Here is a 20,422-nt window from a genome sequence, read left to right as displayed (position 1 = left end):
TCAGCCGTCCGTAGCAGTCGCTTCACGCAGAGGATCCCATGCCCGTCACTCTTCCCGGCCCCCGCGCCCTCCGCAAGACCGCCGGTGCCATGGGCGCCGTCGCCCTGATCGCGCTGGGTGCCGCGCCCGCCGGCGCCGCAGACTCGGGCCCCGGTCTGGTGCTGGGCGAGATCGCCCCGATCGACGGCGTGCAGCCCGGCAGCGAGTTCAAGGTGCCGGCCTCCTTCACCAACACCGGCACCGCGGCGCTCGGCAAGGTCTGGATGTCGTACTCCGTGACCCGCGGGCTCAGCCACACCGAGGTGCCCTCCAACTGCCTGCGTTACGAGATCCCTTCCTTCGACGAGGCGCCCAGCTCCTCGGACGTGGTCTGCGAGTTCGACCAGCAGGTGGAGCCCGGCGTCGTCTACGCCCCCGACAGGCCGCTGACCCTGAAGGCACTCGACCGCGCCCTGTACGACCAGCTGCGGGTGACGGTCGCCACCTACGACCCCGCTTTCACGGACGCCGGGCCCGCGCCGGTGCGGGGCACGGGCCCCGCGGTGCAGCTGGTCGAGCGACCCGACGACACCCCGGCCGCCCCGGGCTCCGCACAGCACGAGCAGTGGGACGGGGCGACCGTCCAGGTGACCGCGAAGAGCACGGCCGACTTCCAGGTGACCGGGGCCCGGCTGAAGGGCCGCGTCGGGGACACGGTGCCGCTGGTGGTGAAGTTCACCAACGCCGGGCCCGGCTGGGTGCTCCGGGACCGCGACAAGCCGGTGACCCGTGTGCTGGTCAAGATGCCGGCGGGCACGTCGGTCACCAAGACCGACGGGTACTGCAAGAGCGTGGGATCGGGGACGTACGACTGCGGCACCAGCCAGGGGTGGGTGGACGAGGACAGCGGGGAGACCTACGCGTTCAACCTGAAGATCAAGAAGGCGGTGGCGGGGGCCAAGGGCTCGGTGGCGCTCGCGGGAGAATCCCGGCCGTTCGACACCGACAGGGCGAACGACATTGCTGACATCCTGCTCGACGTCAGCGGGGGCGGCTCCACCGGGGGCGGCGGCTCGACGTCCTCCACCGGGGGCTCCGGCACCGGGTCCGCCGGCGGTTCGAGTTCCGCATCCGGTTCGGGATCCGCTTCCGGCTCCGGGTCGTCTTCCAGTGCCGGAGCGTCTTCCGGCTCCGGCTCCGGTGCCACGGGCGGCACCTCCACGACCGGCACCTCGGGTTCCTCCTCCACCGGCGGTGACCTGGCAAGCACGGGCTCCGGTTCGGTGCTGCCGCTGACGGCCGCCGCGGCCGGCGCCGTGGTCCTCGGCGCGGGCACCGTCCTGGTGGTGCGCCGGCGCGCCGGTCGGCAGCGGTAGGACAAAGGGTCACGGGCGGGGCGGGCCTCGGCCCGCCCCGCCGCCATGGTCGCACCGTCAGTAGCCGGACCCCAGCGTCCGCGTCGTGTACGCGCACTCCGTGTAGATGTACCCGGACCGGAGCTTGGCCGTGTCCGAGGCGGGCTTGGCGGTGCTGCCGCGGTGCGGCTTGTGCACGAAGTACGTGGTGCCGACCGGCAGGCTGAGCGTCCGCTGCGGGTAGTCCTTGCTGCTGTCGTTGCAGGGCTTGAAGCCGGTCATCAGCGTGTCGACGAGGGAGTACGACGTGCAGCTTCCGCATCCCTTGAGCGTGAAGCTGCCGGTGACCGGGCCGGTGTAGAGGACGGTCACGTCGTCGGGGCTGTCGTTCTTGACCGTGACGGAGATGCTGCCGCCGGAGGCGGTGGTGGGCAGCTTCTTCCCGGCGCCGGGCAGGGTCTGGGCCACCTCGGCGCCGATGGCGATCTTCTTGGCGCGGTCCCGGTTGCTGCCGCTCTTGTTGTCGGAGACGTACTGCTCCATGGTCTTCTGGGCCGCGTCGAAGTCGCCGTCCTTGTACTGGTCGACGCCGCAGGCGTACTCCCCGGCATCGCCGCTCCGGCCGGCCCGGTCGGCGGACTTCTTGAGGTCGTCCGCCGCGCTGCCCGCGGTACCCGACAGGCCGGTGATCCGGGTGCCGAGGGTGCGCAACTGCTCGACGGCGGTGCAGGGTCGGGTGCCGTCGACGTCCTTCTCGGCCTTCTTCACCGCCGCGTCGACGGCGAGTACGGCCTTGGCCGCCGGCGCGGACTGCGGGAAGGTGGCCAGCAGGTCGTCGAAGCGCGGGACCCAGTCGTCCTGGCCGGCCGTCAGACCCGCCCGTCCGCACTCGTACAACGAGGTGGCCAGTCGGTCGTCGGGCCACTGGGTGAGCGATCCGAGTTCCTTCTTCGGCATGATGCGGGGCACCGTGCGCAGGTATTTCAGCGGCTCGATCGCCTCGCAGTACCGCTGGTGACCGTATGCCGCGCCGACCGTCGTGTAGAAGCTCCGCAGGCGGTCGGGGACCTGGTCGGCCGCACGGGAGCCGGAGTGGTCGGCCGCGAGACCCCGGTAGACGTCCAGGGCCTCCCCGTAGTCGGACCGGGCGGTGGCGAACCTCTGCCGCCCCGCCGCCGTCACCAGGCGGTCGGCCCGGTCGAGGCGATCGAGGAGCGCCTGCTGTACGGCTTCCTCGTGCGCATCGGCGTACCACACGGCGCCGCCTGCCGGTACGGCGAGCAGCAGCACGCCGAGCAGGAGGGCGAGGGGTGCTCTGCCGGGCCAGGTCAGCCGGGTGCGCCGTGCGACGACCGCGCCGTGCGCGGCCGCCGACAGGAGCAGGGCGGCATAGCCGGCGAGCGCGGCACCGGGGACGCCGTCGGCGTCCGCGGGCAGGGCGACGAGCAGCAGGACGACGGTGGCCGCCCAGCAGGCGGCCACCGGTATCCATCTTCGGACGAGTGCGTAGCCGAGGCCGAGACCACTCAGGTTGAGCACCGCGACCGCGGCCGCTCTCCAGCCGTCCGGTGGCGCGGGTGGCGGCGCCGAGGGCATCGGCGGTACGGCGAATGCATGGTTCGGACCGTGCTGATCTGAGGACATGGTGGGCTCCCCCCGTCAACTGCCCCCGTATGACTGCGGATCGGCAGTGTAGGACTGAGGGCACGGACCCGACAGAGGGCGTCCAGGCAGGCGGCCACCGGCCCGGGCGGAGGGCTCGCGCGCAGCCACGGAAGGCCCTGCGCACATGTCTGCCGCAGGCGCCGCAGGGCGGCCATGGATTCCGCCCCGCCCTTCCCTGGGGAGCTGATCGGCCCCTGCGGTCCCTTCCGGGCGCCTGAGCCGTGGTCACGGGACACTTGAGGGAAGCGACCGACGAGCAGGGCCGGGAGGCGAGGGCGGTGATCGCCGTCAACCCGACGGACAGCGCGTCGCTGCTCGCTGCCTTCGGGGCGCTCGGCGTCCTCGTGGTGATCTTCGCCGAGTCGGGCCTGCTGATCGTCGGGTTCTTCCTGCCGGGCGACACGCTGCTGTTCCCGGCCGGTGTGCTGTGTGCGGGGAGCAGTCATCACGCGCCCCGGCTGGAGCTGTGGCAGGTGCTGGTGTGCGCGGCCGTCGGTGCCGTCGCCGGGGCGCAGGTGGGCTACCTGCTCGGGCGGCACGGCGGGCGGCCCCTGCTGGCCCGTACCTCGAACCGGCGCGTGAAGGAGGCGACGGCACGCGCGGAGCGGCTCCTGGCCCGCTACGGCTACGGCAAGGCGCTGGTGATCGGCCGCTTCGTCCCGATGGTGCGGACCGTCCTGCATCCGGCGTCCGGCGCGCTCGGCGTACCTGCCCGGACGTTCACTTTCTGGCAGTGCGTCGGCGGCCTGCTCTGGTCCCAGAGCCTGGTCCTTGCCGGATACCTCCTGGGTTCGTCGGTCGCCCACGTCGACACCTATCTGCTGCCGGTGGTCGCCGCGATCGTCGCGCTCTCCCTGCTGCCCCTGCTGACGGAGGCCCACCGGGCGCGGCGGCGCCGTCGGTAGTTCCTGTCACCGGGAGGGCGGACACAACACGCTCCTTATTTGCCAGATGCCCCTTTTGTCCGATTACCCTGGACGGCTGTTGCCCCGGCGCCTGCCGGGGTGGGCCCGGGCCATCGGGCCCAGGGAAGGAGACCCGGAAGGCATGCGCACCGCACGGATGACGGCCCCCGCGATCCCGTTCGGCCGAGCCGAGTGCGCGGATGCCGCGCGGGCGACCGTGGCCGCCGGGCTGACCTGGCAGGCGTGCGTGACCCTGCTACACGCGCCACACCCCTACGCAGGGGCCGTCGCGGCGCTGCTCATCGTCGAGGCGACGGTGGTCCGCACGGTCGCCGCCGCCACCCGGTACGCCGCCGGATGCCTGCTCGGCGTGGCCGTCGCCGTGCCCGCGGCCCTCTACGTGGAGCCGGGCATGGCGGGTCTCGCTCTCGTGGTCTTCGCCTCCGTGCTGCTGGCCCGGCACGAGTTCCTCGGCCACCACGGACTGCATCTGCCGACGACGGCACTCATCACGTTCGCCCTGGTCCGCGGCCGCCATCCCGCCGAACTGGTCTCCCACCTCGCCGAGATCATGGTGGGCCTCGCCTTCGGCCTGGCGTGCAGCGCGCTGCTGTTCCCCGCCGTGCGCGTGCGGTCGGCGGAGCGGGCGCTGGAGAGACTGCGCACCCTGCTCGCCCATCACCTCGACGGTCTGGCCGACTCCGTCACCGGACGCGGGCGGCCGCGCGAGGTGCTCGGCCCCGCCTGGCACCACGAACTGGACACCGCGGTGGCGCAAGCACGTACCGCCGTGGAGGAGGCGCACGAGAGCGTGCGGTGGAACGTACGGCCGACGGCGCGACGCCGCCGCTGGCACCTGGACCGGCGTGTGCTGCGGGTACTGGCCGACGTGGAGGAGCAGGTGTGCGCGACCGGACGGCTCCTGGACGAACAGCCCCTGGTCGGCCGGGCCGGTACACGGGCCGGGGGCACCCCTCGCGCCGGCGGCTTCGCACAACCGTATGCACGCCTGCTGCGCACCACGGCCCTGTGCGTGTACGACTGCCGGGGCGGCCGACCCCACCCGGCCCTGCCCGCCGCACGTCACGCGCTCGCCCGGCTCGGCATCCCCGGCTGCGGTCCCCCGGTCGCCCACGACGAGGACCGGCATCTTCTCCATCACCTGGACGCGGCCCTCACCAGCCTGACGACGTCCATACCCACCCCGCCCCGGACACCCGCCCGGCGCCACCGCGCGCTCAGCCCTCTACAGCCCTCACAGCGACGATGATCTCTCACCCCACCGATCTCCAGCACACCGCCGACGCCCCCGTCCCAGACCCCGCGGGCCAGGACCCGGCCGCGTGGCGCCGACTGCCCCGAACCCGTGGACTCCTTGCGCTCGCCCCCGTCCTGCTCATGGCCGCCGTCGCGCTCACCGACCTGCTCACGCCGGAATGGCTGCACGTCTCGCCGGTGATGGCGGGCGTCCCGGTCCTGGCCGCAGCCCTGCTCCCCCTCTGGGCGACGGCGGCGCTCGGCTGCACGGCGCTCGTCCTGACCGCGCTGCTGCAGATGGCCGCGGGACAGGTCGGCTCCCCCGACTCGAACGTCATCCTGTGCAGCCTGGTCGTGGTCGGGCTCACCTCGCTCACCACCTCTTCTCTGCGACAGCGGCGGGAGGGGCAGCTGCGCCAGGCCCGTTCCGTCGCTCAGACCGCACAGCGCGCGCTGATGCACCCGCTCCCCCACCGGATGCGCTCCTTGGCGCTGTCCGGCGTGTACCTGCCGGCCGAGTCGGAGGCGCGGATCGGCGGCGACTTCTACGAGGCGGTCCACACCCCGTACGGCACCCGGATCCTCATCGGCGACGTGCGCGGCAAGGGGCTGCCCGCCGTCGGGGCCTCGGCGACCCTGCTCGGCGCGTTCCGGGAGCTGGCCGACCGTGAAGCGTCCCTGACCACCGTGGCGCAGCGGCTGGACGAACGCGCCCGGCGGCACATAGCGGCACTGGACGGCAGGCGGTCCGACGGCGAGCCGGACGGCAAGGGGTCCGGGGCGCTGTTCACGGAGCGGTTCGCGACCGCGCTGCTGGTGGAGTTTCCACCCGGCGAGGCCACGGCCCGCATCGTCCACTGCGGTCATCCCGAGCCGCTGATCGTCCGTGCGGGCCGGGTCCACGCCCATCTGCCCGACGAGCCCGGGGCTCCCCTCGGGCTCGGCGATCTGCTGGACGCGGCACCGGTGGCACAGACGGTGCCGTTCGCGGCGGGCGACCGGCTCGTCCTCTACACGGACGGATTCATCGAGGCCCGGGACCGCCAGGGCCGGTTCTACGACCTGACCGCCCACACCCGCACCCACGCCGGCCGCCCGCTGCCCGCGATGGTCTCCGCGCTGCGGCGCGGCCTGCTGCGCCACGTCGACGGCGACCTCGGCGACGACGCGGCCCTGGTCGCGCTGGAACGCCTGCCGTGCGAGACCGCCCAGCGGTGACCGAGCGCGGCGCGGCGTCGCACCTGGCAGGTGCGGGAGGCGCAGTTCGTGCAGGGCTTGAGACTCGTCCGGCGGGTGATCTGAAGACACCCTCTAGCGCATCGCCGCCAGGGCCAGGGCTCCTGCCGCGAGCGCCAGGAACAGGCCGGGGAACGCGATGTTGTGGAGCACCCGGGCCCGCACATGGACGGCCATGGCGCCGATGTAGAAGAGCACCAGACCGATGCCGGCCGCGATGCCCAGGGGGCGCAAGCCCAGCAGCCCCAGCAGGAGGCCCGCCGCCCCGGCCGCTTTCAGCAGGGCCAGGGGCGGCAGCCAGGCCGCCGGCACACCGACCGCGCCGGAGTTGGCGAGCACGAACGGCGCCTTCACGAAGTCGGCTGCCGCGATACCGGCGTTGGCGAGGACGGCCGCACAGGTGACGAGGACGTAGGCGAGTTCCATGGCCTCCACCCTCCTTCGGCCGCCACCGCGACGTCCAATACCTGCACCTATAACCTGCTGGAATGGATGTCGACACCCGTCTCCTGCGCTCCTTCCTGGCCGTCGCCGAGGAGGGCAGCCTCACGCGCGCCGCCGAGCGCGTGTTCGTGTCCCAGCCCGCCCTCACGAAGCAGGTCCGGCAGCTGGAAACCCTGCTCGGCGTACGGCTGTTCGACCGCTCGCGGGCCGGGATGGCGCTGACCGGCCCCGGCCGGGAACTCGCGCGCCTCGCCCCGAGGGTGCTCACGGCGTGGGAGGACGCCCTGCGCGCCACCCACACCGCACAGCGCCAGGCCGCACGGGTGCTGCGCGTCGGGTTCCTGGCGAGCGCGGCCAACGAGGCGACGCAGGAGATCGTCGCCGCATTCGCCCGGCGCCGGCCCGGGTGGCGCACCGAGCTGCGCCAGGCGGCCTGGTCGAACCCGAGCGCGGGCCTGGCCACCGGGGACGTGGACGCCGCGCTGCTGAGACTGCCCTTCCCGGGCCAGGACGCCCTGCGCGTCGAACCGCTCTTCAGCGAACCGCGGTGGATCGCCCTGCCCAGCACGCACCGGCTGGCCGCCTGCGACACGATCGCCTTCCGCGACCTGTGGGACGAACCGTTCGTCGCCGCCCCGGCGGATACCGGCTCGTGGCGCGATCACTGGCTGGCCGCCGACGAGCGCGAGGGCCACCCCGTCCGCATCGGTGCGGTCACCGAGCAGCCCGACGACTGGCTGAACGCCATCGCCAACGGCTACGGCATCGCCCTCGCACCCCGCTCCGCCGCGCGGTTCTACGCCCGCCCCGGCGTCGTCTACCGGCCGGTCACCGGCGTGAGCCCCACACAGGTGGGCGTGGCCTGGGCCCCCGCCGACGACCACCATCCCGTCGTGCAGGACTTCGTCCACTGCTGCCTCGACACCGCACGGCCCACATGACCGCTCCGCTCCGATCACGTACCGCCCTCACCCATGACCGCAGCCACCACCGAACCCGCACTCTCCCCTGACCGGAGCAATACCGGTCCGCCGGAGGGGCGAGGACCCGTGACAGGCGTGACACCCGCCGGTCACCCGCGTGAGCCCCACACAAGCGGGCGTGGCCTGGGCCCCCGCCGACGACCACCATCCCGTCGTGCAGGACTTCGTCCACTGCTGCCTCGACACCGCACGGCCCACATGACCGCTCCGCTCCGATCACGTACCGCCCTCACCCATGACCGCAGCCACCACCGAACCCGCACTCTCCCCTGACCGGAGCAATACCGGTCCGCCGGAGGGGCGAGGACCCGTGAGGGGTGTGACCTTGGTGGAAGGGATCGGCCGGTGCACCTGTGACAAGGAGGCGGGATGGCGGAGACGGGCGGCGGGAACGGCGTGGCATGCGCTGCCGTGGAAGGGGAGGCCGACGACGCGTCGCACGACGTGTCCGGCGGCGCCTTCGCGCAGGTGAGCGCTGTCGCCGATGCCGTCCTGTACGAGGGCTACCTCCTCTACCCGTACCGCCGCTCCTCGGCCAAGAACCGGGTCCGCTGGCAGTTCGGGGTGCTGCTGCCCCGCGACTGGGTGGAGGCGGACGGGCCCGTCACGCCGGGCATCTCCGGCTCCGCGGACTCCTGGTACCAGCAGACCGAGTGCCTGGTGCGCGTGCGGCGGCCCGGGGCGGTCGTACGGGTACGGGTGCGCTATCTGCAGATGCAGCACAAGCAGGTGCGGCAGGTCGGCGCCGACGGCCGCTGCCGCCCGGTCGAGTCGCTGCGGACCGCGGACGGCACGGCCCATCTCACCTTCGACGAGGCGGTCCCGCACGAGACCGCTCTCCAGTGGCCGCTGGAGGATCTGCTGCGGGGCGAGTGCTCCGCCGAGGCCGGGGCGCCCGCGGGCGAGGAGACGGAGCCGCTGCCCGCGGGGGCAGGGCAGGTGGTGCGGCGGCGTGAGGAGGTCCGGGCGCGGACGGCGGTCGTGGCCGAGCGGGTCACCGAGGACGTGTACCGGCTGCGCGTGCGCACCGAGAACACCGGCCACGCCCCGGATGCCCGGGCCGTGCGTGGTGATGCTCTGCGGTCTGCGCTGCTCGGGGCCCACACGCTTCTCGGCGGTGCGGGCGTGGAGTTCGTCTCGCTGATCGATCCGCCTGCCGGCCTGCGGGACCAGGTGCGCGGCTGCCGCAACGAGTTCACCTTTCCCGTGCTCGGCGGAGCACCCGAGGACACGGGTCCGACCGGACCGGTCGTGCTCTCTTCCCCGATCATCCTCCCGGACCGCCCGCAGGTGGCGCCGGAGAGCCCGGGCGATCTGCACGACGCGGCGGAGATCGACGAGATCCTGACGCTGCGCACCATGCTCCTGACCGACGAGGAGAAGGCCGAGGCCCGGGCCACGGACGCGCGTGCCGCACAGATCCTCGACCGGGTCGACAGCATGCCCCGGGAGGTGTTCGCCCGGCTGCACGGGGCGATCCGCTCGCTGACCCCGGCCACGCCCGTCACGACCGGGGCCCGGGCCGAACGGCCCTCCTGGTGGCAGGAGGGCGCCGACGACGGGCTGTCCCCGACGACCGACACGGTGTCGGTGGACGGCGTCCCCGTCGGTGGCGGCAGCCGGGTCCGGCTGCGGCCGCGCGGCCGGGGCGCGGACGCCCAGGACATGTTCCTGGCCGGCCGGACCGCGCAGGTGGCGGCGGTCTTCCACGACGTGGACGGCAGTGTGCACCTCGCGGTCACCGTGGACGACGATCCCGCCGCCGAACTGCACGGCTGGTACGGCCGTTTCCACTACTTCCGGCCCGACGAGCTGGAGCCGCTCGCGCAGACGGACGCACCGAGTCCGCCGGGCCGCGGCCAACCACCCCGGCCGCAGTCCCCGCGGCCCCAGCGTCCGGCCGACCGGCCGGAGGAGGGACGGTTCGATGGACGCCCCTGACCTGCCGGCGCACGCCGACGACCGACTCCGCGACCGACTGCAGCAAAGGCGGACGACATGACCACCCAGAGCAGTGCCACCGAGGAGCGCGACGCGATCGACGAGATCCACATCCTCTGGATCTCCGAGGGCATGAGCTGCGACGGCGACACCGTCTCCCTGACGGCCGCCGACCAGCCCTCCATCGAGGACGTGGTGCTCGGCCTCATCCCGGGCCTGCCGAAGGTCAACCTGGTCAACAAGGTGCTCTCGCCGAGCCTGGGCGGCGAGGACTTCCTCGCCCCGTACCGGGCGGCGGCGCGCGGCGACCTGGCCCCGTTCATCCTCGTCATCGAGGGTTCGGTCCCGAACCAGCGGATCATCGAGGGCGACGGCTACTGGACGTCGTTCGGCAACGACCCCGAGACCGGTGAGCCGCAGACCCTGAACTGGTGGATCGACCAGCTCGCCCCGAAGGCCTGGGCGGTGGTGGCCGCCGGCACCTGTGCCACCTTCGGCGGCATCCACGCCATGGCCGGCAACCCCACGGGCTGCATGGGGCTCGCCGACTACCTGGGCTGGGAGTTCCGGTCACAGGCCGGTCTTCCCGTCGTCAACGTGCCCGGCTGTCCCATCCAGCCGGAGAACTTCATGGAGACCCTGATCTGGGTGCTCCAGCACGCGGCCGGTACCGCTCCCCCGCCCCCGCTGGACCACATGCTGCGGCCGCAGTGGCTGTTCGGGAAGACCGTGCACGAGGGCTGCGACCGGGCCGCGTACTACGAGCAGGCCGACTTCGGCAAGGACTACAACTCGCCCAAGTGCCTGGTGAAGACGGGCTGTTGGGGTCCGGTCGTCAACTGCAACGTGCCCAAGCGCGGCTGGATGGCCGGGGTGGGCGGCTGTCCGAACGTCGGCGGCATCTGCATCGGGTGCACGATGCCCGGCTTCCCCGACGCGTTCATGCCGTTCATGGACGAACCACCCGGGGCGACGCTGTCGACCCTCGCCGTCAAGCCGTACGGGGCCGTCATCCGCCGGCTGCGCGGCCTGACCAACGACGTGGTGAACCACGAACCCAAGTGGCGCCACAACAAGCGCAAGCTGACCAGCGGATACAACCCGCACTGGCGTGCGTGACGCCGCCCGTCCCGCATCCCGCCACCGACCCGCCGAACCCGAACAGCGAGGGGCAGTACCACAGATGACGACCACCGAGTCCCGGCCCTCAGGGCGCAGACCCGCACAGATCGTGGACATGTCCTGGGATCCGATCACCCGGATCATCGGCAACCTGGGCATCTACACGAAGATCGACTTCGCGAACCGGGAAGTCGTGGAGTGCCGCAGCACCTCGTCGCTGTTCCGCGGCTACTCGGTGTTCATGAAGGGCAAGGACCCGCGCGACGCCGGCTTCATCACCTCGCGCATCTGCGGCATCTGCGGCGACAACCACACCACGTGCTCCAACTACGCCCAGCAGATGGCCTACGGCGTCAAGCCGCCGAAGCTGGCCGAGCACATCACCAACCTCGGCGAAGCGGCCGAGTACATGTTCGACCACACGATCTTCCAGGACAACCTGGTCTTCGTGGACTTCTGCGAGGCGATGGTCAAGGCCACCAACCCCGGTGTCCTGGCCCGCGCCGAGCGCACCACCGCGCCCCGCGGGGACGTCCACGGCTTCAAGACCATCGCCGACATCATGCAGGCCTTCAACCCCTTCGAGGGCGAGGTCTACAAGGAGGCGCTGAAGGTCAGCCGGGTCACCCGAGAGATGTTCTGCCTGATGGAGGGGCGGCACGTCCACCCGTCGACGCTGTACCCGGGCGGGGTCGGCACGATGCCGCAGCCGAACACCTTCACCGACTATCTGAGCCGGCTCATGCACGTCATCGACTTCGTGAAGAAGGCGGTGGCGATGAACGACGACGTCTTCGACTTCTTCTACGAGGCCCTGCCCGGCTACGAGGAGGTCGGCAAGCGCCGCATCCTGCTGGGCTGCTGGGGCGCCTGGCAGAACCCGGACGTGGTCGACTACCGCTACGCGAACATGAACCAGTGGGGCAGGGCGATGTACGTCACCCCCGGCATCGTGGTGGACGGCAAGCTGGTCACCAACAACCTGGTCGACATCAACCTCGGCCTCAGGATCATGCTCGGCAGTTCCTACTACGAGGACTGGGTCAACGAGCAGCCCTTCGTCACCCACGACCCGCTCGGCAACCCCGTCGACATGCGCCACCCGTGGAACCAGACCACCGTCCCGGTGCCACAGAAACGCGACTTCGACGGCAACTACAGCTGGGTGATGAGTCCGCGCTGGCACCACCCGGAGACCGGCGAGCACCTCGCCCTGGACACCGGCGGCGGGCCCCTCGCCCGGCTGTGGACGACCGCGCTGAGCGGCCTGGTCGACACGCCGTACGTCAAGGCCACCGGCTCCAGCGTGCGCATCTCGCTGCCCAAGGGCGAGTCGCTGCCGGAGACCACGCTGGAGTGGCACATCCCGAAGTGGAGCAACACCATCGAACGGGACCGGGCCCGGCCGTACTTCGTCGCCTACGCCGCCGCCATGGCCCTGCAGTTCCTGGAGGAGGCGATGGGCATGCTCCGCAGCGGCGACACCAAGGTGTACGAGAACTTCGAGGTGCCCGACGAGGCGATCGGCTGCGGCTTCCACGAGGCGGTGCGCGGCGTCCTCTCCCACCACCTGGTGATCAGGGACAAGAAGATCGCCAACTACCACCCGTACCCGCCCACCCCGTGGAACGCCAGCCCCCGCGACATCTACGGCACCCCGGGGCCGTACGAGGACGCCGTCCAGGGCCAGCCGGTCTTCGAGGAGAACGGGCCCGACGACTTCAAGGGCGTCGACATCATGCGCACCGTCCGCAGCTTCGACCCGTGTCTGCCGTGCGGGGTGCACATGTACATGGGCAAGGGGAAGACGCTGTCCACCGTGCACTCGCCCACATACGGAGCCTCGCATGGCTGACCCGGTCGTACGGCTCCCGGATCCGGCGGTGGAGGCGCGGCTCACCCGGCTCGACGAGGTGCTGGCGGGGCTGGAGTCCGCGCCCGGCCCGGCCGCCCGCGAGGCGCTGGAGTCGGTGCGTCTGCTGACCGAGGTCTACGGCGAGGCGCTCGCCCGGGTCCTGGACCGGGCGGACGAGGCCTTGCGCGAGCGCCTGGCCGACGACGAGCTGCTGGGGCACCTGCTGGTGCTGCACGCCCTGCATCCCGAGCCCGCCGAGCGCCGGGCCGCCCGCGCGGTCGAGAAACTGCGGCCCGCGGTGCGCGAACGCGGCGGTGACCTGGAGTGGGCCGGTGTCGAAGGGCGGGTGGCCCGGGTGCGGGTGAGCACCGGCGGCGGGTGCGGTTCCGGATGCGGCGGCGGGTCGGCCGACATCACGGAAGCCGTCCGCGCGGCGGTGCTGGCCGCCGCCCCGGAGCTGGAGGCCGTGGAACCGGTCGCCGCCGAGCGGCGGGCGGCCCCGGCCTTCGTCCCGCTGACCACGCTGACGCGGCGCACCGCGCCGCAGCCGCAGGTGGCGCAGTGACCATGGACGGAGCGCTGGCCCGCGTCATCCGCTCGGCCGCCGACCGGGCGGTGACCGCCGAGCCCGAGGTGTGCGACCTGTGCGCCGCCCCGGTGGCCGACGAGCACCCCCACCTGTACGACACCGAGGCAGCACAGGTGCAGTGCGTGTGCCGGCCCTGCTCGGTGCTGTTCGCCGAGGACGGGGCGGGCGAGGGACGTCACCGGCTGGTGCCCCGGCGCCGGCTCCGGCTGCCGCCGGTCGACACGGCGGTGCTGGGCGTACCGGTGGGCCTGGTGTTCTTCGTACCGCGCTGCGACGGCACGGTCACCGCCCAGGGGCCGAGCCCGGCGGGAGCCATGCGGTGGGAGGTGGACGCGGCGGCCTGGCAGCGGCTGGCCACGATGTGTCCGCAGCTCGCCTCCGTGGCACCCGAGGTGGAGGCGCTGCTGGTGAACACCGTACGGGGCGCGGACGAGCACTGGATCGTGCCCATCGACGACTGTTTCCGGATGGTCGCCCTCGTCCGCCGCGAGTGGCGGGGGCTGTCCGGTGGCGGCCGGGTCTGGCCGGCCGTCGAGCGGTTCTTCGCGGAGCTCACCGAGCGATCGTGAAGCCCAGAAAGGAGACGACCATGGGCAGCATCAGAGTGGGGCGCCCCCAGGCGAAGCCCGACACGCCCACCCACGTGCGCGGCCTGCACCAGGGCAACAAGGGCCCGTACAAGGAGCAGAGCGGACACCACGCGGACGGCACCTCCGACGCGCGCCGCTCCACGGGGATCCACTCGAAGCGGCATGACGCGCTGATCGAGGAAATGCCGAACATCTCGCCGGGATGACAGAGCCCGGGATGAGAGACCAGGGAGTGAGCGTGATGAAGCGCTGCAAAAGGGCGAGGACAGCGAGATCGGCGGTGTCCGGGCGACAGGTGCTGCTCGCGCAGGCCGTGCTGGTGGGCGGTCTGGCGCTGACCCTGTTCCTGAAGGAACTGCCCGGCGTGGTACGCGAGTTGCGGATCTACCGGATGACCGGTGGCCTGCGCGCGAACCGCCGGTACCCCTGAGCCCGCCGTGCACGAGCTGTCGATCGCTACGGCGATCGTGGAACAGGCCGAGGAGATCGCCCGGGCGGACGGCGTCGACGGCGTCTCGTCGGTGACCGTCCGGGTCGGGGAGCTGGCGGGGGTGGTACCGGACGCGCTGCACTTCGCCTTCGAGGTGGCCCGCGACGGTACGGCCCTCGCCGCGGCCCGTCTCGTCGTCGAGCAGGTGACCGCGCGAGCCTGGTGCGGCGGGTGTGCCGAGGAGTTCGCGGTCGGCATGCCGCCGTTCTTCTGGTGCCCCCGCTGCGACCAGCCCTCGCAGGACCTGCGCAGCGGACGGGAACTGGAGATCACGGGCGTCGAAGCGGTGCCCTGACCGGGTGCGGCCCCGCCGGTGCCTCGGGCTCCGGCGGGGCCGCACGCTGTCCGCACCTCCTCAGCAGATGCGCGGCAGCTGCTCTCCCAGCGGCAGGTCCACCACCCGGGTGCCGCCGAGGGCGGTGGCGACGACGACCATGCCCGGATGATCCTCGACGCACTCCCCGATCAGAGCCGCGCCGCCGCCCTGCGGGTGGGCCCGCATCGCCGCGAGCACCGCCTCGGCCTCCTGCGGGGGCACGAAGGCGACGAGCCGGCCCTCGTTGGCGACGTACAGCGGGTCCAGGCCGAGGAAGCCGCAGGCGTTCGCGACCTCGTCCGGGACCGGGACGGCCCGCTCGCGCAGCCGGACGCCGGTGCCGGAGGCGCGGGCGATCTCGTTCAGGGAGGCGCCGAGCCCGCCCCGGGTGGGGTCGCGCAGGACGTGGATGTCCCGGGTGACCGCCAGCATGGCTGCCACCAGGCCGGCCAGGGGCGCGGTGTCGGAGGCGATCTCGATGCCGAACTCCAGGCCCTCCCGCACGCTCATGATCGCCACGCCGTGCAGGCCGATCGGGCCGCTGACGATGACGGCGTCGCCCGGGCGGGCGCGCTGCGGGCGGATGTCGACTCCGTCGGGGACGAGGCCGACGCCGGCGGTGGTGACGTAGACGCCGTCTCCGTGTCCGGACTCGACCACCTTGGTGTCGCCCGTGGCGACGGTGACGTCCGCCGCCCGGGCCGCCGCCCCGATGGCGCGGGCGATCCGCTCGACGACGGCGAGTTCCACGCCTTCCTCCAGGACGAACGCCGTGGAGAGGTAGGCGGGCCGGGCGCCGCTCATCGCAAGGTCGTTGACGGTGCCGTTGACCGCGAGGTCGCCCAGGCTGCCGCCGGGGAAGAACAGCGGCCGTACGACGTAGGAGTCGGTGGAGAACGCCAGCCGCGCGCCGCCCAGGTCGAGGACGGCCGAGTCGGTGAGGGCGGCCAGGGTGGGGTTGCCGTACGCGGGGGCGAAGACCTGCTCGATCAGCTCGGCGGACAGGGCGCCGCCCCCGCCGTGGCCCATCACGATGACCGGCTGGTCGCGCAGGGGGGCGGGGCAGGTCCAGTTCGCGGGGTCGACGGACGCTTCGGTCGCTTCGGCGGCTTCGGTGGCGAGGTCAGCCAACGGGGTTCATCTCCTCCCGCGGGATACGGGATCCCTGCGGCGCGGGGCCGGTCATCCGGCGGTACAGGTAGTAGGCCGCGCAGGCGCCCTCGCTGGAGACCATCGTGGCGCCGAGCGGGGTGCGCGGGGTGCAGGTCGTGCCGAACGCCTCGCACTCGGTCGGTTTGATCAGGCCCTGCAGGACCTCGCCGGCACGGCACTGGGCGGGTTCCTCGGTGCGGATGCCGGTGACGTCGAAACGGTGCTCGGCGTCGTAGGCGCGGAAGGCGTCGGTCAGGCGCCAGCCGCTGGCCGGAATGCGGCCGATACCGCGCCAGTTGCGGTCGGTGACCTCGAACACCTCCTCGATCATGCGCAGGGCCGCCGGGTTGCCCCGCTCACGCACGGCTCGGGCGTAGGCGTTCTCCACCCGGTGCTCCCCGCGCTCCAGCTGGTGGACGGCGCGGCGGATGCCCTCGAGGATGTCCAGCGGTTCGAAGCCGGTGACGACGAGCGGCACCCGGTGCTTCTCGGCCAGCTCCGGGTACTCGGCGGTGCCCATCACGCTGCACACGTGCCCGGCGGCGAGGAAGCCCTGCACCCGGCATTCGGGGGCCGTCATGATGGCGTCGATCGCCGGGGGGACCCGGACGTGGGACACGAGCAGGCTGAAGTTGTCCAGGCCCAGGCGGCGGGCCTGGTGCACGGCCATGGCGTTGGCAGGGGCCGTCGTCTCGAAGCCGATCGCGAAGAAGACGACCTGGCGGTCCGGGTTCCTGCGGGCGAGGTCGAGGGCATCGAGCGGCGAGTACACCACCCGTACGTCACCGCCCTCGCCCTTGACCCGGAACAGGTCCCGGTCGGTGCCGGGCACCCGCAGCATGTCGCCGAAGGAGCAGAAGATCACGCCCGGGCGAGCGGCGATCTCCAGCGCCTGGTCGATGACGTCGAGCGGCGTGACGCACACCGGGCAGCCGGGGCCGTGGATCAACTCCACTTGCTCCGGGAGGAGTTGGTCGATTCCGTGACGGATGATGGAGTGGGTCTGGCCGCCGCACACCTCCATCAGCGCCCAGGGGCGGGTGACGGTGGCGCGGATCTCGTCCAGCAACCGGTGTGCCAGGTCCGGGGCGTTGAACTCGTCGATGTACTTCACTGGACCTCACGTCCGCTCTCCTGCCGGGCCGCCTGCTCCCAGGCGTCGCCGAACTCCTCCTCCAGCAGTCCCAGTTGCCCGAACAGCTCCAGGGACGCCCGGGCCGACTCCTCGTCCAGCCGCTGCAACGCGAACCCGACGTGGACGATGACGTACTCCCCCACCCGCACATCGGGCAGGTACTCCAGACACGCCTGTTTCCGCACTCCGCCGAAGTCGATCAGCCCGGTGAGCGGGTCGGCGCCGTCGTCGATGGCCACGACCTTGCCGGGCACTGCCAGACACATGGGTCACTCCGTCTCGTGGTTGATTGCGGTTGCCGCGACCATGAGCTGGCCGAGCGCCAACCCGCCGTCGTTCGGCGGCACTTCGCCGTGCCTGAGGACCGTGAAGCCGTCCCGGGTCAGCAGGGCGGCGCACTCCTCCTCCAGCAGGCCGTTGGCGAAGACGCCCCCGGTGAGGGCGACGGTGTCAAGGCCGGTTGCGCTGCGGGCCCGGCGACAGATCTCGGTGACGGCCCGGGCCACGCCCCGGTGGAAGCGGGCCGCCAGTACGGGGGCGGGGGTGCCGCGGCGCCGATCGGCGAGGAGGGCTTCCAGCGGCGGGGCGATGTGCCACCCGGCCGCCGGGCCCGGTCTGCTGAACCCGAAGCCGTACGCCAGGGCATCCGCATGCCACGCCTCCGTCGCCGCGGCCTCCAGTTCCAGCGCTGCCTGCGCCTCGTATCCCGCGCGGTGGCACACGCCGACCAGGGACGACACGGCATCGAAGAGGCGGCCCATGCTGGAGGTCGGTACGCAGGCCACCTGCCGGGTCAGCTGTCGGTGAAGGACGGCGAGTTCACCCTCCGTGCACGCGGCGACACTCGGCAGGTCCGGCTCCCACGCCAGCCCCCCCGCCCACAGCCGGGCCAGCGCCAGCCGGCAGGGGTTGGCCACGCCGGCGTCGCCGCCGGGCAGCGGGGCTGGGGTCAGGTGGGCGAAGCGCCGGTAGCCGGTGTAGTCGGCGAGCAGTACCTCGCCGCCCCACACGGTCCCGTCGTCGCCGTACCCGGTGCCGTCGAAGGCGACGCCGATCACGGGCGTGCTGCCGTCGAGGCCGTGTTCGGCCATCGCCGAGGCGATGTGTGCGTGGTGGTGCTGGACCAGCTTCGGTGATTCCAGGACGAGTTGGGAGGCGCGTCGGCGCGCCCAGGCCGTCGAGTGGTATCCGGGGTGCCGGTCGGCGGCCACCAGCCGGGGGGTGACTCCGGTGAGGCGGGTGAGGTGCCGTTCGGCCCGTTCCGCGGCTGCGAGGGTGGCCAGGTCGCCCATGTCTGCGATGTGCGGACCGAACCAGGCGTGGTCGCCCTCGCCGAGGCAGGGGGCGTTCTTCAGGTCGCCGCCGACCGCGAGCGCGGGACGGACCGGGAGCGGGAGCCGCAGGGGGCGGGGGACGTACCCGCGGGAGCGGCGCAGCACCTGTTCGGTGCCGTCGGGGCGCACCCGTAGCAGGGAGTCGTCGCACGGGGAGGCGATGGGCCGGTCGTGGGCGAGCCAGGCGTCGGCGAGTTTGGCCAGCCGGGTCAGCGCGTCGGTGTCGTCGGTGACGATGGGCTCGCCGGAGCGGTTGCCGCTGGTCATGACCAGCACCCGGGGGCCGGGCGGATCACCCGGCAGCCCGAACAGCAGGGTGTGGACGGGGGTGTAGGGCAGCATCACGCCCACGTGGGGGCTGCCCGGACAGACCTCGTCGGCGAGGCGGAGGCCGTCTGTCCGCGCGCGTCTGCGCAGCAGGACGATGGGGCGCCGGGCGCCGGTGAGCGCGGTCCGTTCGGCGTCGGAGAGGAGTGCGACGCGTTCGGCCGCATCGAGGTCGGCGCACATCACGGCGAAGGCCTTGCCACCCCGTTCCTTGCGGGTGCGCAGGGTGGCGACGGCAGTCGCGTCGGTGGCGTCGCAGGCCAGGTGGTAGCCGCCGACGCCCTTCACGGCGACGATCCGCCCTGCGGCCAGCAGGGCCCGAGCCGTGGCCAGGGCGTCGGCGTCCCGGGCCGGGCGGACGCCGGTGCCGTCGGCCGGGACCAGGCGGAGCCGCGGGCCGCAGTCGGGGCAGGCGACGGGCTGGGCGTGGAAGCGCCGGTCGGCCGGGGCGCCGTACTCGCGGGCGCAGGCGGGGCACATCGGGAAGCCCGCCATGGTCGTGGCCGCGCGGTCGTACGGCATCGCCGTGGCGATGGTGAAGCGGGGGCCGCAGTGGGTGCAGGTGAGGAACGGGTGGCGGTGGCGGCGGTCGTCCGGATCGGCCAGCTCGCGCAGGCAGTCGGCGCAGGTCGCGGTGTCGGGCGGGAGCTGGGTGCGGCCGGTGGACCCCTCGGTGGGACGGATGGTGAAGGGATCGGTGGCGCCGGTGGCCGGGAGGTCCTCGCTGCCGACGCCGGTGACCGCGGCGAGCGGCGGGGGCTGCCCGGCCAGCAGCTCGCAGAAGCGTCCGACGCCCTCCGCCGGGCCCTCGACCTCGATGAGCACGCCGTTCGCGGTGTTACTCACGTACCCGGCCAGCGCGAGGTCGGCGGCCAGCCGGTGCACATACGGCCGGAAGCCGACGCCCTGCACCGTGCCGCGCACGGTGAGCCGGCGGCGTACCGGGCCGGTGACGGGCGCGGTCACGAGACGGGGGCGGAGGCGGGATGGTGGTGGCCGTGGGGGTGCGGGGCGAGCGGGGGCCGGTGCGGCGGGGCTCCGTGCCGGGCGGCGAGAGCGTGGGCCAGGAACGTGTCGACGCCGTCGCCGGTGCGGGCGCAGGACCGTACGATCTCCACCCCGGGGTTGACCCGCTGGACATGGGCCCGGAAGACGGCCTCGTCGAAGCCGGCCGCCTCGGCCAGGTCGGTCTTGGTGATGACGACCAGATGGGCCGAGCCGAACGCGGTGGGGTACTTCAGCGGCTTGTCCTCGCCCTCGGTCACCGCCATCAGCACGATCCGCAGGCTCTCGCCGAGGTCGTACGACGCCGGGCAGACGAGGTTGCCGACGTTCTCCACGAAGAGCACCGCGGTGCCCGCGGGCAGCCAGCCCGTAAGGCTCCCGCGTACCTGCCGGGCCTCCAGGTGGCACAGTCCGTCGGTGAGCAGTTGTCTCACCGGCGCGCCCGACCGCGCGAGCCGGACGGCGTCGTTCTCGGTCGCGAGGTCGGCGGTGAGCGCGGCGACCGGAACGCGCCGGTCCACGGCTTGGGCCAGGACCCGGCCGAGGAGCTCCGTCTTGCCGCTGCCGGGGCTGGACAGCAGGTTGACCACCGTGACGCCCTGCCGCGTCAGGTCGTCGCGCAGGCGCGCGGCCAGGTCGTCGTTCTTGGCCAGGACGGCCTGCTTGACGTCGGACCGGCACATGGGCGCAGCTCCTCGCGGTCGTGAAGCGGAGCCCCGGCCGCGTCCGGTGCGGCCCGGGG

General features: G+C 72.8%; 20 protein-coding genes. 13 read left to right on the top strand and 7 right to left on the bottom strand.

The window, feature by feature from the left end; all coding sequences use genetic code 11:
- Positions 1–38 precede the first annotated feature (38 nt).
- Positions 39–1,355: a hypothetical protein gene (locus AQI88_RS17375; RefSeq protein WP_066999527.1), complete on the top strand. Its 1,317-nt coding sequence runs from the start codon at positions 39–41 to the stop codon at positions 1,353–1,355.
- Between the two features lie 57 nt (positions 1,356–1,412).
- Here the strand turns inward: AQI88_RS17375 and AQI88_RS17370 are convergent, their stop codons facing one another.
- The gene (locus AQI88_RS17370; protein ID WP_066999522.1) at positions 1,413–2,978 is read right to left on the bottom strand and encodes a hypothetical protein; all 1,566 of its coding nucleotides are present in this window, start codon (positions 2,976–2,978) and stop codon (positions 1,413–1,415) included.
- A 299-nt stretch (positions 2,979–3,277) separates the two neighbouring features.
- Here AQI88_RS17370 and AQI88_RS17365 point away from each other — a divergent pair, with 299 nt between their 5' ends.
- From AQI88_RS17365 to AQI88_RS45060, 3 genes are all read left to right on the top strand, one after another.
- Complete coding sequence (locus tag AQI88_RS17365) at positions 3,278–3,904, top strand: DedA family protein (RefSeq protein ID WP_066999518.1); 627 nt, start codon at positions 3,278–3,280, stop codon at positions 3,902–3,904.
- Between the two features lie 142 nt (positions 3,905–4,046).
- On the top strand, positions 4,047–5,174 hold the full coding sequence (locus tag AQI88_RS45065; protein WP_066999516.1) for an FUSC family protein: 1,128 nt from the start codon (positions 4,047–4,049) through the stop codon (positions 5,172–5,174).
- A complete protein-coding gene (locus AQI88_RS45060) occupies positions 5,171–6,379 on the top strand; it encodes a PP2C family protein-serine/threonine phosphatase (RefSeq protein ID WP_107118583.1) in 1,209 nt (402 codons plus the stop codon). The genes AQI88_RS45065 and AQI88_RS45060 overlap by 4 nt, the downstream gene beginning before the upstream one ends.
- 93 nt (positions 6,380–6,472) lie before the next feature.
- Here the strand turns inward: AQI88_RS45060 and AQI88_RS17350 are convergent, their stop codons facing one another.
- Positions 6,473–6,823 carry a DoxX family protein gene (locus AQI88_RS17350; protein ID WP_066999509.1) on the bottom strand — a complete coding sequence of 117 codons (351 nt, stop codon included), beginning with the start codon at positions 6,821–6,823 and terminating at the stop codon, positions 6,473–6,475.
- Between the two features lie 62 nt (positions 6,824–6,885).
- Here AQI88_RS17350 and AQI88_RS17345 point away from each other — a divergent pair, with 62 nt between their 5' ends.
- The 9 genes from AQI88_RS17345 (at position 6,886) to hypA (ending at position 14,706) form a co-directional block, all read left to right on the top strand.
- Positions 6,886–7,782: a LysR family transcriptional regulator gene (locus tag AQI88_RS17345; protein WP_066999506.1), complete on the top strand. Its 897-nt coding sequence runs from the start codon at positions 6,886–6,888 to the stop codon at positions 7,780–7,782.
- A 411-nt stretch (positions 7,783–8,193) separates the two neighbouring features.
- Positions 8,194–9,765 carry a hypothetical protein gene (locus AQI88_RS17340; RefSeq protein WP_244184182.1) on the top strand — a complete coding sequence of 524 codons (1,572 nt, stop codon included), beginning with the start codon at positions 8,194–8,196 and terminating at the stop codon, positions 9,763–9,765.
- Between the two features lie 57 nt (positions 9,766–9,822).
- Positions 9,823–10,884 (top strand): NADH-quinone oxidoreductase subunit B family protein, encoded by a 1,062-nt coding sequence (locus tag AQI88_RS17335; RefSeq protein ID WP_066999503.1) that lies wholly within the window; start codon positions 9,823–9,825, stop codon positions 10,882–10,884.
- 64 nt (positions 10,885–10,948) lie between these two features.
- On the top strand, positions 10,949–12,742 hold the full coding sequence (locus AQI88_RS17330) for a nickel-dependent hydrogenase large subunit (protein WP_066999501.1): 1,794 nt from the start codon (positions 10,949–10,951) through the stop codon (positions 12,740–12,742).
- Positions 12,735–13,307: a NifU family protein gene (locus tag AQI88_RS17325; protein ID WP_066999499.1), complete on the top strand. Its 573-nt coding sequence runs from the start codon at positions 12,735–12,737 to the stop codon at positions 13,305–13,307. The genes AQI88_RS17330 and AQI88_RS17325 overlap by 8 nt, the downstream gene beginning before the upstream one ends.
- Positions 13,304–13,900 (top strand): DUF5947 family protein, encoded by a 597-nt coding sequence (locus AQI88_RS17320; protein WP_107118582.1) that lies wholly within the window; start codon positions 13,304–13,306, stop codon positions 13,898–13,900. The genes AQI88_RS17325 and AQI88_RS17320 overlap by 4 nt, the downstream gene beginning before the upstream one ends.
- 20 nt (positions 13,901–13,920) lie before the next feature.
- The gene (locus AQI88_RS17315; RefSeq protein ID WP_066999494.1) at positions 13,921–14,127 is read left to right on the top strand and encodes a hypothetical protein; all 207 of its coding nucleotides are present in this window, start codon (positions 13,921–13,923) and stop codon (positions 14,125–14,127) included.
- Between the two features lie 74 nt (positions 14,128–14,201).
- Positions 14,202–14,351, top strand: coding sequence for a hypothetical protein (locus AQI88_RS46665; RefSeq protein WP_167357461.1), 150 nt, complete (start codon positions 14,202–14,204; stop codon positions 14,349–14,351).
- 7 nt (positions 14,352–14,358) lie between these two features.
- The gene (gene hypA, locus AQI88_RS17305; RefSeq protein WP_066999489.1) at positions 14,359–14,706 is read left to right on the top strand and encodes a hydrogenase maturation nickel metallochaperone HypA; all 348 of its coding nucleotides are present in this window, start codon (positions 14,359–14,361) and stop codon (positions 14,704–14,706) included.
- A 60-nt stretch (positions 14,707–14,766) separates the two neighbouring features.
- On the opposite strand, the gene hypE is transcribed toward hypA, so the two are convergent.
- From hypE to hypB, 5 genes are read right to left on the bottom strand one after another with little or no spacing between them, the layout of a single operon-like run.
- Positions 14,767–15,858, bottom strand: coding sequence for a hydrogenase expression/formation protein HypE (hypE, locus tag AQI88_RS17300; RefSeq protein WP_066999487.1), 1,092 nt, complete (start codon positions 15,856–15,858; stop codon positions 14,767–14,769).
- Positions 15,851–16,993 (bottom strand): hydrogenase formation protein HypD, encoded by a 1,143-nt coding sequence (gene hypD / locus AQI88_RS17295; RefSeq protein ID WP_066999484.1) that lies wholly within the window; start codon positions 16,991–16,993, stop codon positions 15,851–15,853. Before hypD ends, hypE begins: the two co-directional genes overlap by 8 nt.
- Complete coding sequence (locus AQI88_RS17290; RefSeq protein ID WP_066999481.1) at positions 16,990–17,280, bottom strand: HypC/HybG/HupF family hydrogenase formation chaperone; 291 nt, start codon at positions 17,278–17,280, stop codon at positions 16,990–16,992. Before AQI88_RS17290 ends, hypD begins: the two co-directional genes overlap by 4 nt.
- Before the next feature lie 3 nt (positions 17,281–17,283).
- Positions 17,284–19,641: a carbamoyltransferase HypF gene (gene hypF, locus AQI88_RS17285; protein WP_066999478.1), complete on the bottom strand. Its 2,358-nt coding sequence runs from the start codon at positions 19,639–19,641 to the stop codon at positions 17,284–17,286.
- Positions 19,638–20,363 carry a hydrogenase nickel incorporation protein HypB gene (hypB, locus tag AQI88_RS17280; RefSeq protein WP_066999475.1) on the bottom strand — a complete coding sequence of 242 codons (726 nt, stop codon included), beginning with the start codon at positions 20,361–20,363 and terminating at the stop codon, positions 19,638–19,640. The genes hypF and hypB overlap by 4 nt, the downstream gene beginning before the upstream one ends.
- Positions 20,364–20,422: the final 59 nt, after the last annotated feature.

Source organism: Streptomyces cellostaticus, from assembly GCF_001513965.1.
Classification (GTDB): domain Bacteria; phylum Actinomycetota; class Actinomycetes; order Streptomycetales; family Streptomycetaceae; genus Streptomyces; species Streptomyces cellostaticus.
The sequence above is the reverse complement of the archived record's forward strand: the minus strand, read 5'-3'. Positions and strand labels throughout refer to the sequence as shown.

What these genes read in the sequence shown, in the direction of transcription:
- AQI88_RS17315 (WP_066999494.1), top strand. Translation starts at nt 13,921, where the DNA reads ATGGGCAGCATCAGAGTGGGGCGCCCCCAGGCGAAGCCCGACACGCCC.
- AQI88_RS45065 (WP_066999516.1), top strand. Translation starts at nt 4,047, where the DNA reads ATGCGCACCGCACGGATGACGGCCCCCGCGATCCCGTTCGGCCGAGCC.
- AQI88_RS17325 (WP_066999499.1), top strand. Translation starts at nt 12,735, where the DNA reads ATGGCTGACCCGGTCGTACGGCTCCCGGATCCGGCGGTGGAGGCGCGG.
- AQI88_RS17345 (WP_066999506.1), top strand. Translation starts at nt 6,886, where the DNA reads ATGGATGTCGACACCCGTCTCCTGCGCTCCTTCCTGGCCGTCGCCGAG.
- AQI88_RS17335 (WP_066999503.1), top strand. Translation starts at nt 9,823, where the DNA reads ATGACCACCCAGAGCAGTGCCACCGAGGAGCGCGACGCGATCGACGAG.
- AQI88_RS45060 (WP_107118583.1), top strand. Translation starts at nt 5,171, where the DNA reads ATGATCTCTCACCCCACCGATCTCCAGCACACCGCCGACGCCCCCGTC.
- AQI88_RS17290 (WP_066999481.1), bottom strand. Translation starts at nt 17,280, where the DNA reads ATGTGTCTGGCAGTGCCCGGCAAGGTCGTGGCCATCGACGACGGCGCC.
- AQI88_RS17330 (WP_066999501.1), top strand. Translation starts at nt 10,949, where the DNA reads ATGACGACCACCGAGTCCCGGCCCTCAGGGCGCAGACCCGCACAGATC.
- AQI88_RS17370 (WP_066999522.1), bottom strand. Translation starts at nt 2,978, where the DNA reads ATGTCCTCAGATCAGCACGGTCCGAACCATGCATTCGCCGTACCGCCG.
- AQI88_RS17375 (WP_066999527.1), top strand. Translation starts at nt 39, where the DNA reads ATGCCCGTCACTCTTCCCGGCCCCCGCGCCCTCCGCAAGACCGCCGGT.
- AQI88_RS17350 (WP_066999509.1), bottom strand. Translation starts at nt 6,823, where the DNA reads ATGGAACTCGCCTACGTCCTCGTCACCTGTGCGGCCGTCCTCGCCAAC.
- AQI88_RS17340 (WP_244184182.1), top strand. Translation starts at nt 8,194, where the DNA reads ATGGCGGAGACGGGCGGCGGGAACGGCGTGGCATGCGCTGCCGTGGAA.
- hypB (WP_066999475.1), bottom strand. Translation starts at nt 20,363, where the DNA reads ATGTGCCGGTCCGACGTCAAGCAGGCCGTCCTGGCCAAGAACGACGAC.